Raw genomic sequence first — 14,747 nt, 5'->3', positions numbered from 1 at the left:
GAATGACACACCGCATTCGCGAGCAGGCTCGCTCCCACAATGGATCGAGTCAGTCCATAAATTTCGATCAAGCGCCCCATGCCTGCCTCCTCCAAACTCGCCCGCCTCCTCTTCGGCCTGCTGGCCTATGTCAGCCTCGCCATCGGCCTGGTCGCCATCGTCATACCCGGCCTGCCGACCACCGAATTCATCCTGCTGGCCGCCTGGGCTGCCACCCGAAGCTCGCCGCGCTTGAGTGCCTGGCTGGACAATCATCGGCTGTTCGGCCCTATTCTCAGTAACTGGCGCAACGGCAAGATCATCGCGCGCCGGGCCAAGGTCAGCGCCACCGTCAGCATGCTGCTGTGCGCCACGCTGATGCTGGTCATGCTCGATCACGGCTGGCCGATCTACCTGGCAATTACCGGGATGGGCCTGGGCAATTTGTGGATCTGGTCGCGACCGGAGTCACTGGCGCGACAACCTTAGAGGTCGCCGCGACTTTCTCCGTTTTTTATCCACTTTTCGGCATATTTTTCCGCGCAAACGTTTAACCACGACCGTTCGTCGGACGCGCGCTCATGCAATCTGTGCCCCAGGCCGATGTGCATTGAATGGCGCTAAATGGATTTGGCGTGTCGAGCCGCAATGGCTCACAGCCGCCCCCTCATCCATTCGCGAGCTCGCCCTATGTTCGACTCACTGTCCATCCGCCTGAAAATCGTCCTGCTGTCCGGTCTGTGCCTGCTTGGCGTGGTCGCCTCGATAGTGGGCATGAACCTCTACCAGACCAATCAGAACGATGAACTGGTCAGCGCTTCCAGTAGCAGGATGCTCACCGAGAGCGTACAGAACCTGCTGCAAGCCAAGGCCGCCGAGCAAGGGGTGCGGGTGCAGAAGACGTTTGCTGAGACCCAGACCGTGGTGACCGCCCTGGCGGACCAGATCAAGGACATGCGCAACATGGCCGCCAAGCGGTCGCTTGAGCCCGGCGCCCTGCGTGAAGAGTTGAACCAGAGCCTGAAAACCGCCTTCGAACGCAACGGTAAAGTGCTGGGCATCTGGCTGGCATTCGAACCCAATGGCCTGGACGGCAAGGACAGCGATTTCGTCAATGACGCGGCCCGCCAATCCAACGAAGCCGGACGCTTCGCCACTTACTGGAGCCGTGCCGGGGGCGAAGCGCTGAACACGATCATGGTCGAGGAGGACATGACCAAGACCACCCTGAACCTCAGCGGCACGCCCTACAACGTCTGGTACACCTGCCCTCGGGACAGCAAGCGCACCTGCCTGCTCGACCCTTATGCCGATACCGTTGGCGGCAAGGAAGTGTTGATGACCACCATTTCCGTACCGCTGCTGGTGGATGGCAAGTCCATCGGCGTGGTCGGTATCGACATCGCCCTCGACGCGCTGCAAGCAGCGGCGGTCGACTCCCAGCGTGAGTTGTTCAACAACGCCGGCCACATGCTGATCGTTTCCGGCACCGGCGTGGTGGCGGCGTACAGCGTCGATCCGACGAAGGTAGGCAAGAGCATCGGTGACACCCTGGGTGCGGACGGCAAGGACATCTTGCAATTGCTTGCCAGCGGTGCGCCGAAGATTCTCCAACAGGGCGACCTGATTCGGGCGGTGTACCCGGTCAGTCCGATTGCCGACGCCAAGGCGTGGGCCGTGGTGATCGACCTGCCCAGGCAAGTGCTGCTGGCCGATTCGGTAAAACTGCAAGCGGTACTCGATGACGCCCAGCAGAGCGGCACGATCAAAGCGGTGGGCGTGGCGATCATTGCCGGCCTGATTGGCCTGCTGCTGATGTGGCTGACCGCCTCGGGCGTGACCCGGCCGATCAACAGCGTGGCGCAAATGCTCAAGGCGATAGCCAGTGGCGACGGCGACCTGACCCAGCGCCTGAACTACGGCAAGCGGGACGAACTGGGCGAACTGGTCAACTGGTTCAATCGTTTCCTCGACAAGCTGCAGCCGACCATCGCGCAGATCAAGCAGAGCATCACCGATGCCCGCGGCACCGCCGACCAGTCTTCGGAAATCGCGCGCCAGACCAGCGAAGGCATGCAGGTGCAATTTCGCGAAATCGACCAGGTCGCCACTGCGTCCAATGAAATGAGCGCCACCGCCCACGACGTCGCCAACAGCGCGTCGAACGCCGCCAACGCGGCCAAGGGTGCCGATCAGTCGGCCCGCGATGGCATGCAGATCATCGAGCGCAGCACCCGCGACATCAATCAACTGGCCGACGAAGTCAGTAAGGCCGTGACTGAAGTCGAGGCATTGGCGGTCAACAGCGAGCAGATCGGTTCGGTATTGGAAGTCATCCGCAGCATCGCCGAACAGACCAACCTGCTGGCGCTCAACGCGGCGATCGAAGCCGCCCGTGCCGGCGAGAGCGGTCGCGGTTTTGCGGTGGTCGCCGACGAAGTGCGCAACCTGGCCAAGCGCACCCAGGACTCGGTGGAAGAAATTCGCCTGGTGATCGAACGCATCCAGAGCGGCACCCGCGGCGTGGTCGCCACCATGCACTCAAGCCAGACCCAGGCCCACAGCAACGCCGGGCAGATCCAGCAAGCGGTCCAGGCCCTGGGCAAAATCAGCGACGCGGTCACGGTGATCAGCGACATGAACCTGCAGATCGCCAGCGCCGCCGAACAGCAAAGCGCCGTGGCTGAAGAGGTCAACCGCAACGTTTCGGCGATTCGTACCGTCACCGAAACCCTGACCGGACAAGCCACCGAATCGGCGCAGATCAGCAGCCAGCTCAATGCCCTGACCACCCAGCAGATGAAACTGATGGATCAGTTCAGGGTGTAAAGGTTTTTTGATTTATGCTCGGGCTCTCGTTCCGGAGGGCCCGTCGATGACTGATTTACTCACGTCCATTCAAGCCGAACTCGGCATGCCGCACACCCCTGTTGCGTTCACCTCCAGCGGCGCCCTGCCCTCGGTGTTTGCCGTTACCGACCTGGCTTGCGCCAGCATCGCCGCCGCCGGCCAGGCTGTCAGCGAATTGTTGCACCAGCAAACCGGTCGCTTGCCAGGCCTGGAAGTCGACCGGCGCCTGGCGTCATTCTGGTTCTCCAGCTCGATCCGCCCGCTAGGCTGGAACGTACCACCGCTGTGGGACCCGATCGCCGGTGACTACGCCACCAAAGATGGCTGGATCCGCCTGCACACCAATGCGCCCCATCACCGCGCCGCCGCCGAATCGGTGTTGGGCGCCTGCGTCGACCGCAAGGCGATGGCCAGCAAAGTGGCGCAATGGGCCAAGAGTGATCTGGAACAGGCCGTGGTCAAGGCCGGTGGCTGTGCCGCCGAAATGCGCAGCTGGGACCAATGGCAGGTCCATGCGCAAGGACTCGCGGTCAACGCCGAACCGCTGATTCAATTCATCGCCGGCCACAACCGACCCGGCACACCCTGGCAAGGTTCGGTGGCGCGACCACTGGCTGCCATCAAGGTGCTGGACTTGACCCGCGTGCTTGCTGGCCCCGTCGCCAGCCGTTTTCTCGCGGGCCTGGGCGCTGATGTGCTGCGCATCGACCCACCCTCCTGGAACGAGCCGGGCGTAGTGCCGGAAATGACACTGGGCAAACGTTGCGCACGCCTGGATCTGCACGATAAAACCGATCGATTGGTATTCGAAAGCCTGCTCAAGGACGCCGACATCGTGCTCCACGGTTACCGCGCCGATGCCCTGGAGCGTCTGGGCTATGGTGCCGCCGAACGCCAGCAACGGTTCCCTGGCCTGATCGACGTTTGCCTCAACGCCTACGGCTGGAGTGGCCCGTGGCAGAACCGCCGCGGCTTCGACAGCCTGGTGCAGATGAGCAGCGGCATCGCTGACGCGGGGATGCACATCACGCAAGCGGACAAACCGACGCCCTTGCCGTTGCAGGCGCTCGATCATGCCACCGGGTATTTGATGGCGGCCAGCGCGATCAAGTTGTTGGCAGAACGCTTGAACAGCGGACAGGGTGGTTCGGCGCGATTGTCATTGGCGCGTACGGCAAAACTGTTGATCGAAAATGGTCCCGGCAGCAACACGCCATTACGGGCCGAGGATGAGCACGATCAGGGCATGCTGGTCGAGCAAACGCCATGGGGCCCGGCGCATCGCTTGCACGTGCCGCTGAAAATCACCGGGACCCCACTGCAGTGGACGCTTGCGGCATCTGAACTGGGAGCACATCGCGCGCAGTGGTGACCCCGCGACCTTCCGTCTGGCCATGGGCGGGAAATAGCTAAAATCGAAAAATGCGTTTGATCCGGAGCGAAAACAACTGTACAAAAACACAGTACATTTGAATTCAACACTCTCGAGCCCGGAGAAACCCATGGCCTCTCAAGCGATGAAAATCACCCTGGAACGTATCGCCCTCTTCCAGTTCACCCCGGCCCACTGTGCCCAGGCCCGAGCGATGCTGGGCTGGACCGTGGAAACGTTATCCCGCGAAGCCGGGGTTTCGGTGCAAGCCATTGAGCGCTTCGAGGCGCGGCAGGAGGTGCTGGATGTCACTCGCCTGGCATTGGCGTATCGGCTTGAATCGGAGGGGCTGGTGTTCTTCCCGGGGTTTGCGCCGGGTAGAGGGATGAATGTGCAAGGGTCTACGCCGAATCCGGTGGGGCGGGCGGATTTTGCAATGGTTGAATAAGGTCGCAACTTCAATACTGGAGCTACGACCTGATCCATCCAGGAATGCTCGCCTCTTTTTGTAGATGCTTCACCCGAGGCTTTGTTGGTTCTGGTAGACCTGCTCTTCGACTTCATACCACCACGCAATGCCACGCTTGGCAGCCAGCACATTGAATGCCTCGCCCATCCGTGGCGTGGTGATCGATACATTGCGCTCCCAGGCCAGGGCCAGGATGCGGTCGAAGGGTTCGTACCAGGCATGCATCGACAAATCGAAGGTGCCATTGTGAATCGGTAGCAGCCAGCGCCCCTTGAGGTCGAGATGGGCTTGGAGGGTCTGCTCAGGCTGCATGTGCACATGGGGCCAGTCGACGTTGTAGGCGCCGGTTTCCATGAGGGTCAGGTCGAAAGGGCCGTATTGTTCGCCGATGCGTTTGAAGCCGTCAAAGTATCCACTGTCGCCACTGAAGAAGATCCGCGTATCGCCATCGATCATCACCCAAGAGGCCCAGAGGGTGCTGTTGCCGTCGAACAGGCCGCGACCGGAAAAGTGCTGCGAGGGGGTGGCAACGAACTGGATACCCTCCACCTCGGTACCCTGCCACCAGTCCAGTTGGCGGATTTTACTGGCGTCGATACCCCATTTGATCAGGGTGTCGCCCACGCCCAATGGAGTAAGGAAGTACTTGGCCTTGTCGGCCAGTTTACGCACTGCGTGATAGTCCAGATGATCGTAGTGATCGTGAGACAGGATCACCGCTTCAATCGGCGGCAATTGGTCGAGGCTGATCGGCGGCTGGTGAAAACGCTTGGGGCCGGCCCATTGCACGGGGGAAGCACGCTCGGCGAACACCGGGTCGGTAATCCAGAATCTGTCCCGCAGCTTAAGCAGTACAGTGGAATGGCCCAGGCGATAGACGCTGTGGTTGGGCGCCGCCATCAATGCCGCTTGCGTCAGCGGTTGCACTGGAACAGGCGCCGTCGGGCGGGTGTTGCGTGGTTTGTGAAACATCGCATTCCAGAGGATGCGCAGGGTTTTGCCAAGGCTCAAATGCTGTATCGGCCTATGGTTTTGAAACTGCCCTTGAGCCTGTCGGGAAGCTTCAGGCCTGGAGGTGCCGTTCGCCGGGGGAGTTGATTTGGCCATGAGGAAATGACTCCAGAAAAACCGCACGTTTCACGATTTTTCGTGTTGGGACGATAAATGGCCAAGGCACGCACGCATCAGCCGAACACGCTATTTTTACCGGGCAGGATTAACAAAACATTACACTGCACAGTGTAGTTTTAAGGTTGCAGCAAAGCCATCGACAAGTAAACTGCTGAGTGTAATTTTCCTTTTTTTCCTGCCGAAGCGTATTTATGACAGCTCCACAGCGCCTCACCGACCGTAAACGCGAAGCCATCATTCAGGCGGCAATTGTCGAGTTCCGTGCCAATGGTTTCGACATCACCAGCATGGACAAGATTGCCGCCACCGCCGGGGTGTCCAAGCGCACGGTGTACAACCACTTCCCCAGCAAGGAAGAACTGTTCGCCGAAATCCTCAATCAGTTGTGGGTCCGGGTAACGGCGGAACAGGAAGTACCCTACCGCCCCGACCTGCCCTTGCGTGAACAGATGCACCACCTGTTGACGGCAAAACTGCAGATGCTCAGCGATGAAAATCTGCTCGACCTGGCGCGGGTGGCCATAGCCGCCACTATTCATTCTCCCGAGCGCGCGCAAAGCATGGTGACCCGGATGGGTGAGCGCGAAGAAAACCTGACCCTGTGGATTCGCGCTGCCCAGGCCGATGGACGCTTGAAAGCGGTCGACCCGGCGTTTGCCGCGCAACAAGTCTATGGAATGCTCAAGTCCTTTGCCTTTTGGCCGCAGATCTCAATGGGGTTACCGGGCTTGTCGGCCGAGATGCGGAGCACTGTGGTGGAATCGGCGCTGGACATGTTCCTGGCCTGCTACGAGTTGCAATAAATGACAATTCGACGGCGGCGCCGAACGATTGATCGCGGCGTTTTTTACGGGGGTATGTGTTTCAGAATGAAACTCGCGCTGAGGCTATAGTGAATCTCAGTCCTAGCGCCCTGCAGAGAGCATCATGACCTCCTCGAGCAACGAAGCCCCCGCCCCCGTCGATCACCTGCGGTTCCATCGCGCACATGCCCATCTGGCGCCAACCTTTGGCAATGACAAGTTCGCCCTGCGTGCCGAAGCCTTTGCGCGGTTCTTCGGCACACCGACTTTTCTGGGTGCGCAAACACTGATCGTGGTGATCTGGATGTGCCTGAATCTATTTGGCTTCACCCACTTCGACGCCTACCCGTTCATCCTGCTTAACCTGGCTTTCAGCCTGCAAGCGGCCTATGCCGCCCCTTTGATTCTGTTGGCCCAGACCCGCCAGGCCGCACGGGACAAAGCCCAATCCGATGCCGATGCGCAGCACCGCGAAGCGCTGGCGATCGCCAACAGTGAACGACAGGCGGAAGCGGCGAAAAACACCGCACAACTGATGGAACTGCTTGAGCAAAACACCCGCCTCACGCAAATGACCAAAACCCTCAGCGAACGCATCGAGAACCTGACCACAGAATTGCATCAGCATCTGGTGCGCAAGGATGAACCAAAAACGTGATAGGCCCCTACGGCAACTTCAGCTAGCGCTCTGTCAACCTGTGACAGCCTCAAGGTGTGAGGGGGCAAGAAAAGCAAAAGCAGCGACAGTGCACAAAAGCGCAGTAAACATCTGCTTTGAACAGATTTATGTCGGTCTGACGATAGCGCTTGTCCGGTTCACTTGTTAAAAGAGACCTCTTTGAAACCTATCGCGAAAGGATCTCGACCATGCCGGCCACCTTCACCCAAAGCGCCCTGCTCCTGAGCTTGCTGCTATTGCTGGGTCAAGCCCAGGCCGCCAGCGAACCCGGCCCCGCTGCATTGGCGACCCGCGCGGGCATTCCACACCCGGCGGTGATTGCCCACCGTGGCGCGTCTTTCGATGCACCGGAATCCACCGCTGCCGCCTATAAATTGGCCCGCGACCTGGGCGTCGATTATCTGGAACTGGACCTGCAGCGCAGCAAGGATGGCGTGCTGTTCGCCCTGCATGACAATAATCTGCAACGCACCACCGACGTCGCCAGCAAGTTCCCCGAACGCAAGGACAGCCCGGCCAACGCCTTCACCATGGCCGAGCTGAAAACCCTGGACGCCGGCAGTTGGTTCAACACGGCCTATCCAGATCGCGCGCAGCCTGCGTTTGCCGGCCTGAAAATCCTCACCCTCGATGAAATCATCGACATCGCCCAAGGCAATCCACTGCACAAGCCTGGCCTGTATATCGAAACCAAGGAGCCAAAGCAGTTTCCCGGCATCGAACACGATCTCAAGGAAAAACTCCAGGATCGCGGCTGGCTGAGCCCCGCGGGGTCGAAGCTGGCCAAAAGCGCACTGGGCGTTGGCCAGGGCAAAGGCAAGGTGGTGCTGCAAACCTTCGAGAAGAGCAGCCTCGAACTGTTGCAAAAGGAAATGCCGCAGGTGCCGAAGATCCTGTTGTTGTGGGTCGGCGAAGGCAGCATCGAGCCAAAATCGACAGTGAGCTTTGCCGAGTCCGGCGAAAAGGATAAGGCCGCTTACTACGCTAAACAGCAACCGAAAGACCAAGCCGAATTCCAGCGTTGGGTCGACTACGCCAAGTCTCAGGGTGCGATCGGCACAGGCCCGTCCGCTGCACTGACCCACGGGGGCGATCAGAGCTACGCCGACCTGGTGCAGCCGTGGATGAACCAGTACACCCACGATCAGGGCCTGCTGGTGCATGTCTACACCATTGATGAGGCGGCGGACTTCCAGAAAGTCATGGATGCCGGGGTCGACGGTATTTTCACCAACCGCGCCAGCGAATTGCTCAAGTTCTACAAGCGCCCGGCGACGGCAAGTGTGGCGCAGGTGCTGCGCAATAATGGGTATTGATCATTCGGTTCAAGGGAATTTAAGCGTGAATTAAGTTGCCACAATTAATCTGATCCCACTTAAACGGCTCACCCAAGGAATGAACCTCATGAGAACCCTGACCGCACTGTTCACCGCTGCCGCCCTGACCTTCACCGCCGGCCTGGCCCAGGCCAAAGACGTGCCCGTCGACCAGATCCCTCAGTTGGTCAAGGATGGCAAGATCAAGCCGCTGGAAGAGCTGAACCAGATCGTAATGAAGCTGCACCCGGGTGCCACGATTACTGACAGCGAGCTGGACAACCACTTCAACGGCTATGAGTACGAAGTCGAGTTGCTCGATGCCAACAAAGTTGAATGGGACGTGGACCTGAATGCCGCAACCGGCGAAGTCCTGAAGAACAAAAAAGACGACTGATGCACACCACAAAAAAGCCGCACGATTTCCCCCTCGTGCGGCTTTTTTGCGTTTGAGTGACCGATCCGGCCACGGTCACAAATTCGTCATCCAGCCTTGCGATGATGCGGCTCACGTGAACCTGTAGAACACGCGACAGGCGCCCCCCATGCGAGCCCTCATGAACCACAGCATCGATCACAGTCATCGCGATCCGGATCTGTTCGGCCTGCTCTACGGTTTCAGCTTTCGTCCCGGTGAGCGCGGCCAGGAAATCGATTCGGCCAGGGCCTTGCAGTACCTGCAACATCCGCAAGACACCGAGCAATTTCTCTGGCTGCACCTGAACCTCGCCCATGCCGCGTGCGAACGCTGGATGAAGAGCCATCTGGAACTGCCCGACGAGTTTTTCGAGGCCCTGCATGAGGGCTCACGGTCGACGCGCATCGAACATGTGGATTCGGCATTGCTGGCGGTGGTCAACGACGTGGTGTTCAACCTCAGCAGCATGACGTCCTCGGATGTCTCGACCCTGTGGGTCTGCGCCCGCAGTCGACTGCTCATCAGCGCACGCCTGCAACCGCTGCATTCGGTGGACAAGCTTCGTTCGTCGGTTAAGGCTGGCGAATGCTTCCGCTCGCCGCTGGAGTTACTGGTGCATCTGCTGCGTGACCAAGGGGAACGTGCGCAAGACCAGCCTGAGCGTGGATCAGGTCGAAGATGAGCTGCTGTCCTCGCGCCTGTCGACCAACCGTGCGGAACTGGGGGCCAATCGTCGGGTGCTGGTGCGTCTGCAACGCCTGCTGGCGCTGGAGCCCGGCTCGTTGCTGCGCCTGCTCAATCGCCCGCCGCCCTGGTTGCAGAAGGAAGACGTCAAGGAGTTGCGCAAGTCCACTGAGGAGTTTGCGCTGATCATCAACGACCTCACGGCACTGGGCGAACGGATCAAGCTGCTGCAGGAGGAAATCGCCGCCAACCTCAACGAACAGAGTAACCGCACCCTGTTCACCCTCACGGTGGTGACGGTGCTGGCTCTGCCGATCAACATCATTGCCGGTTTCTTCGGCATGAACGTGGGTGGGGTGCCGCTCTCACAGGACCCGGAGGGGTTCTGGATTCTGGTGGCGCTGGTTGCGACCTTTACCCTGATTGCAGGACGCTGGGCGTTCCGCAAGCGTCAGGATTTGTAGACGCGAGCGATCTTTCGACGGGTGGTCGCCGCAAAAATACCAAACCCTGATCCAGCGCAGTTCTCCTGTAAAACTTCGCAACGATCATGGGCGACACTCCTACCCTTCCCAGGAATGTCCGGCATGGCCAGCCCCTCCTTTATTGCCGCCCCGGCGCCCGCCCGTAGCGCCCATCCACATTTCGACAAGAAACCCGGTGTATTCACCCTGGTGGTGTTTTTTGCAGTACTGAGTATCGGACTGCTGTTCACCGCGTACAGCCTGATGCGCGACGTGAATGAACTCGGCACGGTGGTGACCACCTGGACGCCATTCCTCCTGCTGGGCGTGGCCTTGCTGATTGCCTTGGGCTTCGAGTTCGTCAACGGTTTCCACGACACCGCCAACGCTGTCGCCACGGTGATCTATACGCACTCGCTGCCACCGAATTTCGCGGTGGTCTGGTCCGGGTTCTTCAACTTCCTCGGAGTGCTGCTGTCCAGTGGCGCGGTGGCGTTCGGCATCATCGCGTTGTTACCGGTGGAGCTTATCCTGCAAGTCGGCTCCTCGGCCGGATTCGCCATGATCTTCGCCCTGCTGATCGCCGCGATCCTGTGGAACCTCGGTACTTGGTGGCTGGGCTTGCCAGCATCGTCGTCGCACACCCTGATCGGCTCGATCATCGGAGTCGGCGTGGCCAATGCCCTGATGCACGGGCGTGACGGCACCAGCGGTGTGGACTGGGCGCAGGCGACCAAGGTCGGCTACGCCTTGCTGCTCTCGCCACTGGTCGGCTTCGGCTGCGCCGCACTGCTGCTGTTGGCCTTGAGGGTTTTCGTCAAGAATCGCGCGCTGTACAAGGCGCCCAAGGGCAATACACCGCCACCGTGGTGGATTCGCGGCATGTTGATCCTGACCTGCACCGGCGTGTCCTTCGCCCACGGCTCCAACGACGGCCAGAAAGGCATGGGGCTGATCATGCTGATCCTGGTCGGGACCTTGCCGATGGCGTATGCGCTGAACCGCACCATGCCCGCAGATCAGGCGTTGCAGTTCGCCGCGGTCGCTGAAGTGACCCAACAGGCGCTGGTCAAGAGTGCGCCGTTGCCGGCTCCGGCCGACCCGCGAGCGATCCTCTCCGATTTCGTGCGCAGCAAGGATGTCACGCCGCAACTGATCCCCGCCCTCGCGGCGCTGGCCGGCAACATCGGCAACGAAGTGAAGGGGTATGGTTCGCTGTCCAAAGTGCCGGCCGAGGCCATGGGCAACGTGCGCAACGACATGTACCTGACCAGCGAAACCATTCGCCTGATGGGCAAGAACAAGGTCGGTAACTTCGACGCCGACACCACCGGCAAACTGCAGCTGTTCAAGCAGCAAATTGACAACGCCACGCGCTTCATCCCGTTGTGGGTGAAGATCGCCGTAGCGATAGCGCTGGGCCTGGGCACCATGGTCGGCTGGAAGCGTATCGTGGTGACCGTGGGCGAGAAAATCGGCAACACCCACCTGACGTACGCGCAAGGTGCCTCGGCGGAGACCGTGGCCATGCTGACCATCGGTGCTGCCGACATGTTCGGCTTGCCGGTCTCGACCACCCATGTGCTGTCTTCGGGGGTGGCCGGGACCATGGTTGCCAATGGCGCAGGCTTGCAGATGAAGACCATCCGCAATCTGCTGATGGCCTGGGTGTTGACCTTGCCGGCGGCGATTGTGTTGTCGGGCAGTCTGTATTGGCTGTTCACCCAGATCTTCTAGCATTCTACCTGTAGGAACGAGCGTGCTCGCGATGGTCGTCAACGATACCGCGGGGAGCCTGACACCCCACGGCGTTCTCGAGTCCATCGCGAGCGTGCTCGCTCCTACAAAAAGTCATGCGTTACAGGATTCGCGCATCAGCACCCGCTCGCGCACCACGTCATACACCCAGTGGTAAACGTAGGTGTACGGCAGGAAAAACAGCAGCACGCCGATATCCAGCAGGAACGCTTGCCACAGGCTGACATTCAGCCACCACGCAATCAACGGTACGCCGAGGGCGACCAGGCCGCCTTCGAACAACAGCGCGTGCACCACGCGGACCCAGGCGTTGTGCGCAATGGCGAAACGCTTGAGCACGCGGTCGAACAGGCCGTTGAAGACCACGTTCCAGGCCAGGGCCAATACGGCAATGACGACGGTGACGACGCCCATTTCCACCATGGGTTTGTCCATGATCCATGCCAGCAAAGGCGTACAAATCAGGATCGCCAGCAGTTCGAAACCAATGGCCTGGAAAATACGTTCGGTAATGGATTTATTGGCGCTCATGGCCTGACTCCTTGAGTGACGACGATTGCCATCATCCAACTTCAGACCGATACTTCATAACCAATAACCATCGATCAAGGCGATAGTTCATGGCGTCCCAGGAAGTGTTGCAGGCGTTCGTCCAGGCGGCGACCCAAGGCTCGTTTTCCGCGGCAGCGCGCAAGCTGGGCCGCAGTCAGTCGACCATCAGCGCCGCCGTCGCCAGCCTGGAAATCGATCTGAACCTGACGCTGTTCGACCGCAGCAGCCGCAAGCCCAGCCTGACCCCGGCCGGGCACGTGATGCTGCAACGGGCCGAAGAGATCCTGGCCGCCACCAGCCGCCTGGAAATGACCGCCAGCCAACTGTCCCAAGGCGTCGAGGCGAAGCTGACCGTGGCGCTCTCGGACACTTATCAATCCGACCGCTTCGAAGCCTCGCTCAGTGCGTTCGAACAGCGTTATCCGGACCTGGAGCTCGAATGCCTGATCGCCGAATGCGACGATCTGGTGGCCTTGGTGCAGAGTGGCCGGGCGCAGATAGCCTTTGCCGAAATGCAGGACAGTTATCCACCGGACCTGGTCAATTCGACGGTGGACGAACGCACGGAAATCGCCCTGTTCGTGTCACCCGAACATCCTCTGGCGACGCTGGAACACATCGACCAGGACGTACTGCAACAGCATCGCGAACTGCGCCTGGCGACCATCGTCAATCCGTATGAGAGCCGTGCAAAAGGGCGCGTCTGGTCGGCGCCGAGTTATTTGATGCTGCTGGAAATGGCCCAGGGTGGTTTTGGCTGGGCACCGCTGCCACGCTGGCTGGTGGCGCGCTTCGGCCCGGGAACCTTGCAAGAGCTGCAGGTGCGTGGCTGGCCAAAAACGGTGTCGGTGGATGCGCTGTGGTCACGCTTGCATCCGCCGGGGCCGGCTGGGAGTTGGTTGCTGGGCAAGATGCTGGAATAGGGGTGTCGCTACTGGCCTCTTCGCGGGCAAGCCCGCTCCCACAAGGGGTTTGTGGTGCACGTCATTCCCTGTGGGAGCGAGCCTGCTCGCGAAGAGGCCAGCAAAAATCACATCACTCCAACGACCGCAATCGAGCCTCAATAAACCGCCGCTCCGGTGCTTGCTGCGTCAATTCCAGCGCCCGCTCATAGGCGGCCCGCGCCTGCTCCACCCTGCCCAACTGTCGACAGAACTCCGCCCGCGCCGAATGCGCCAAGTGGTACTCGAGCAGCTCACCACGCGCCAGAATCCCCTCGACCAGCGTTAGCCCTGCCAACGGTCCATCGCGCCTGGAGATCGCCGCCGCCCGGTTCAATTCGATCACCGGAGACGGCCACGCTCGCAGCAACACCTCATACAGCCCGACGATCTGCGCCCAGTCGGTTTCCTCGATCGACGGCGCTTCGGCGTGCACCGCCGCAATCGCCGCTTGCAGGCAATACGGACCAAATCGTCTGGAGCCCAATGCCCGCTCCACCAGTGCACAGCCTTCGGCAATCATTTGCGCGTCCCACAGCGTGCGGTCCTGGTCGTCCAGCAAAATCAGGTCGCCGTCCGCGCAGGTCCTGGCGAGGCGCCGAGACTCGTGTAACAACATCAGGGCCAGCAAGCCCATGACCTCCGGTTCCGGCAGCAACTCCATCAACAAACGCCCCAGGCGGATCGCTTCACGGGTCAAGTCTTCGCGGGTCACTTGCGCGCCGACGGACGCCGAATAGCCTTCGTTGAACACCAGGTAAATCACCCGCAGCACGCTGTCGAGGCGCTCGGGCAGTTCCGCAAGGGATGGCACCTGATAGGGGATTTTCGCATCACGGATTTTCGCCTTGGCGCGCACGATGCGCTGGGCGATGGTGGCCGGCGCCGATAGAAAAGCCCGGGCGATTTCTTCCGTGGTCAGGTCGCAGACTTCGCGCAGGGTCAACGGCACCTGCGCGTCAGGCGCCAATGCCGGGTGGCAACAGGTGAAGATCAGGCGCAGGCGATCGTCTTCCACGTCTTCGTCACTCCAGTCGGCCTGCTCCAGTGCCTCCAGCTGCGCGACCAGCAGCGGTCGGGACGCGGCAAAACGTGCGCGCCGGCGCAGCACATCGATGGCCTTGAAGCGCCCGGTGGAGACCAGCCAGGCGCGCGGATTGTCCGGCACACCGTCCTGCTGCCAGCGTTCGACCGCTACGAAAAACGCCTCATGCAACGCCTCTTCGGCCAGGTCGAAATCGCCGAGCAGGCGAATCAGGGTCGCAAGAATGCGTCGCGATTCCTGGCGATAAACCTGCTCGACCCTGGCCTGTACCGACAGCGCCGGCATC

The 14,747-nt window shown here is 60.5% G+C and carries 13 protein-coding genes and 2 pseudogenes; 12 read left to right on the top strand and 3 right to left on the bottom strand.

Annotated elements, in window-relative coordinates; all coding sequences use genetic code 11:
* Positions 1-78: 78 nt before the first annotated feature.
* The 5 genes and pseudogenes from PSUM_RS13075 (at position 79) to PSUM_RS13060 (ending at position 4,649) form a co-directional block, all read left to right on the top strand.
* Positions 79-468: a YbaN family protein gene (locus tag PSUM_RS13075; RefSeq protein ID WP_083348347.1), complete on the top strand. Its 390-nt coding sequence runs from the start codon at positions 79-81 to the stop codon at positions 466-468.
* A gap of 135 nt (positions 469-603) precedes the next feature.
* Positions 604-1,950 (top strand): annotated as a pseudogene (locus PSUM_RS32630) (methyl-accepting chemotaxis protein); the annotation flags it as partial.
* Positions 1,951-2,052: 102 nt separating this feature from the next.
* Complete coding sequence (locus PSUM_RS32625; protein WP_371259762.1) at positions 2,053-2,808, top strand: methyl-accepting chemotaxis protein; 756 nt, start codon at positions 2,053-2,055, stop codon at positions 2,806-2,808.
* 46 nt (positions 2,809-2,854) lie between these two features.
* Positions 2,855-4,201, top strand: coding sequence for a CoA transferase (locus PSUM_RS13065; RefSeq protein WP_083348346.1), 1,347 nt, complete (start codon positions 2,855-2,857; stop codon positions 4,199-4,201).
* A gap of 130 nt (positions 4,202-4,331) precedes the next feature.
* A complete protein-coding gene (locus tag PSUM_RS13060; protein WP_083348345.1) occupies positions 4,332-4,649 on the top strand; it encodes a helix-turn-helix domain-containing protein in 318 nt (105 codons plus the stop codon).
* Between the two features lie 69 nt (positions 4,650-4,718).
* Here PSUM_RS13060 and PSUM_RS13055 read toward each other — a convergent pair whose 3' ends face one another.
* Positions 4,719-5,777 carry an MBL fold metallo-hydrolase gene (locus PSUM_RS13055; protein WP_033043405.1) on the bottom strand — a complete coding sequence of 353 codons (1,059 nt, stop codon included), beginning with the start codon at positions 5,775-5,777 and terminating at the stop codon, positions 4,719-4,721.
* A gap of 215 nt (positions 5,778-5,992) precedes the next feature.
* On the opposite strand from PSUM_RS13055, the gene PSUM_RS13050 reads away from it, so the two are divergent.
* From PSUM_RS13050 to PSUM_RS13025, 6 genes and pseudogenes are all read left to right on the top strand, one after another.
* Positions 5,993-6,604 carry a TetR/AcrR family transcriptional regulator gene (locus PSUM_RS13050; protein ID WP_083348344.1) on the top strand — a complete coding sequence of 204 codons (612 nt, stop codon included), beginning with the start codon at positions 5,993-5,995 and terminating at the stop codon, positions 6,602-6,604.
* A 124-nt stretch (positions 6,605-6,728) separates the two neighbouring features.
* Entirely contained in the window at positions 6,729-7,262 is a 534-nt protein-coding gene (locus PSUM_RS13045; RefSeq protein ID WP_020797059.1) for a DUF1003 domain-containing protein, read from the top strand.
* A 209-nt stretch (positions 7,263-7,471) separates the two neighbouring features.
* Complete coding sequence (locus PSUM_RS13040) at positions 7,472-8,599, top strand: glycerophosphodiester phosphodiesterase (RefSeq protein ID WP_083348343.1); 1,128 nt, start codon at positions 7,472-7,474, stop codon at positions 8,597-8,599.
* Positions 8,600-8,687: 88 nt separating this feature from the next.
* Positions 8,688-8,996, top strand: coding sequence for a PepSY domain-containing protein (locus PSUM_RS13035; RefSeq protein ID WP_020797061.1), 309 nt, complete (start codon positions 8,688-8,690; stop codon positions 8,994-8,996).
* A 160-nt stretch (positions 8,997-9,156) separates the two neighbouring features.
* Positions 9,157-10,165: pseudogene (locus tag PSUM_RS13030) on the top strand (transporter).
* Positions 10,166-10,288: 123 nt separating this feature from the next.
* Positions 10,289-11,902, top strand: a complete 1,614-nt coding sequence (locus tag PSUM_RS13025; RefSeq protein WP_020797063.1) for an inorganic phosphate transporter — start codon at positions 10,289-10,291, stop codon at positions 11,900-11,902.
* 114 nt (positions 11,903-12,016) lie between these two features.
* Here PSUM_RS13025 and PSUM_RS13020 read toward each other — a convergent pair whose 3' ends face one another.
* Positions 12,017-12,454 carry a multidrug/biocide efflux PACE transporter gene (locus tag PSUM_RS13020; protein ID WP_020797064.1) on the bottom strand — a complete coding sequence of 146 codons (438 nt, stop codon included), beginning with the start codon at positions 12,452-12,454 and terminating at the stop codon, positions 12,017-12,019.
* Positions 12,455-12,543: 89 nt separating this feature from the next.
* Here PSUM_RS13020 and PSUM_RS13015 point away from each other — a divergent pair, with 89 nt between their 5' ends.
* On the top strand, positions 12,544-13,398 hold the full coding sequence (locus PSUM_RS13015) for a LysR family transcriptional regulator (RefSeq protein ID WP_020797065.1): 855 nt from the start codon (positions 12,544-12,546) through the stop codon (positions 13,396-13,398).
* Positions 13,399-13,510: 112 nt separating this feature from the next.
* Here PSUM_RS13015 and PSUM_RS13010 read toward each other — a convergent pair whose 3' ends face one another.
* Entirely contained in the window at positions 13,511-14,746 is a 1,236-nt protein-coding gene (locus PSUM_RS13010) for an RNA polymerase sigma factor (protein ID WP_083348342.1), read from the bottom strand.
* Between the last annotated feature and the right edge of the window lies 1 nt (position 14,747).

Origin of the sequence: Pseudomonas umsongensis, from assembly GCF_002236105.1 — a bacterium.
GTDB classification, from domain to species: domain Bacteria; phylum Pseudomonadota; class Gammaproteobacteria; order Pseudomonadales; family Pseudomonadaceae; genus Aquipseudomonas; species Aquipseudomonas umsongensis.
Note: the sequence above shows the minus strand (reverse complement) of the source record. Positions and strands in the feature narration are given on the sequence as shown.

Excerpts from the sequence above, each read along its gene's own strand:
- PSUM_RS13075 (WP_083348347.1), top strand. The coding sequence starts at position 79 with ATGCCTGCCTCCTCCAAACTCGCCCGCCTCCTCTTCGGCCTGCTGGCC.
- PSUM_RS32625 (WP_371259762.1), top strand. The coding sequence starts at position 2,053 with ATGCAGGTGCAATTTCGCGAAATCGACCAGGTCGCCACTGCGTCCAAT.
- PSUM_RS13065 (WP_083348346.1), top strand. The coding sequence starts at position 2,855 with ATGACTGATTTACTCACGTCCATTCAAGCCGAACTCGGCATGCCGCAC.
- PSUM_RS13060 (WP_083348345.1), top strand. The coding sequence starts at position 4,332 with ATGGCCTCTCAAGCGATGAAAATCACCCTGGAACGTATCGCCCTCTTC.
- PSUM_RS13055 (WP_033043405.1), bottom strand. The coding sequence starts at position 5,777 with ATGGCCAAATCAACTCCCCCGGCGAACGGCACCTCCAGGCCTGAAGCT.
- PSUM_RS13050 (WP_083348344.1), top strand. The coding sequence starts at position 5,993 with ATGACAGCTCCACAGCGCCTCACCGACCGTAAACGCGAAGCCATCATT.
- PSUM_RS13045 (WP_020797059.1), top strand. The coding sequence starts at position 6,729 with ATGACCTCCTCGAGCAACGAAGCCCCCGCCCCCGTCGATCACCTGCGG.
- PSUM_RS13040 (WP_083348343.1), top strand. The coding sequence starts at position 7,472 with ATGCCGGCCACCTTCACCCAAAGCGCCCTGCTCCTGAGCTTGCTGCTA.
- PSUM_RS13035 (WP_020797061.1), top strand. The coding sequence starts at position 8,688 with ATGAGAACCCTGACCGCACTGTTCACCGCTGCCGCCCTGACCTTCACC.
- PSUM_RS13025 (WP_020797063.1), top strand. The coding sequence starts at position 10,289 with ATGGCCAGCCCCTCCTTTATTGCCGCCCCGGCGCCCGCCCGTAGCGCC.
- PSUM_RS13020 (WP_020797064.1), bottom strand. The coding sequence starts at position 12,454 with ATGAGCGCCAATAAATCCATTACCGAACGTATTTTCCAGGCCATTGGT.
- PSUM_RS13015 (WP_020797065.1), top strand. The coding sequence starts at position 12,544 with ATGGCGTCCCAGGAAGTGTTGCAGGCGTTCGTCCAGGCGGCGACCCAA.
- PSUM_RS13010 (WP_083348342.1), bottom strand. The coding sequence starts at position 14,746 with ATGCCGGCGCTGTCGGTACAGGCCAGGGTCGAGCAGGTTTATCGCCAG.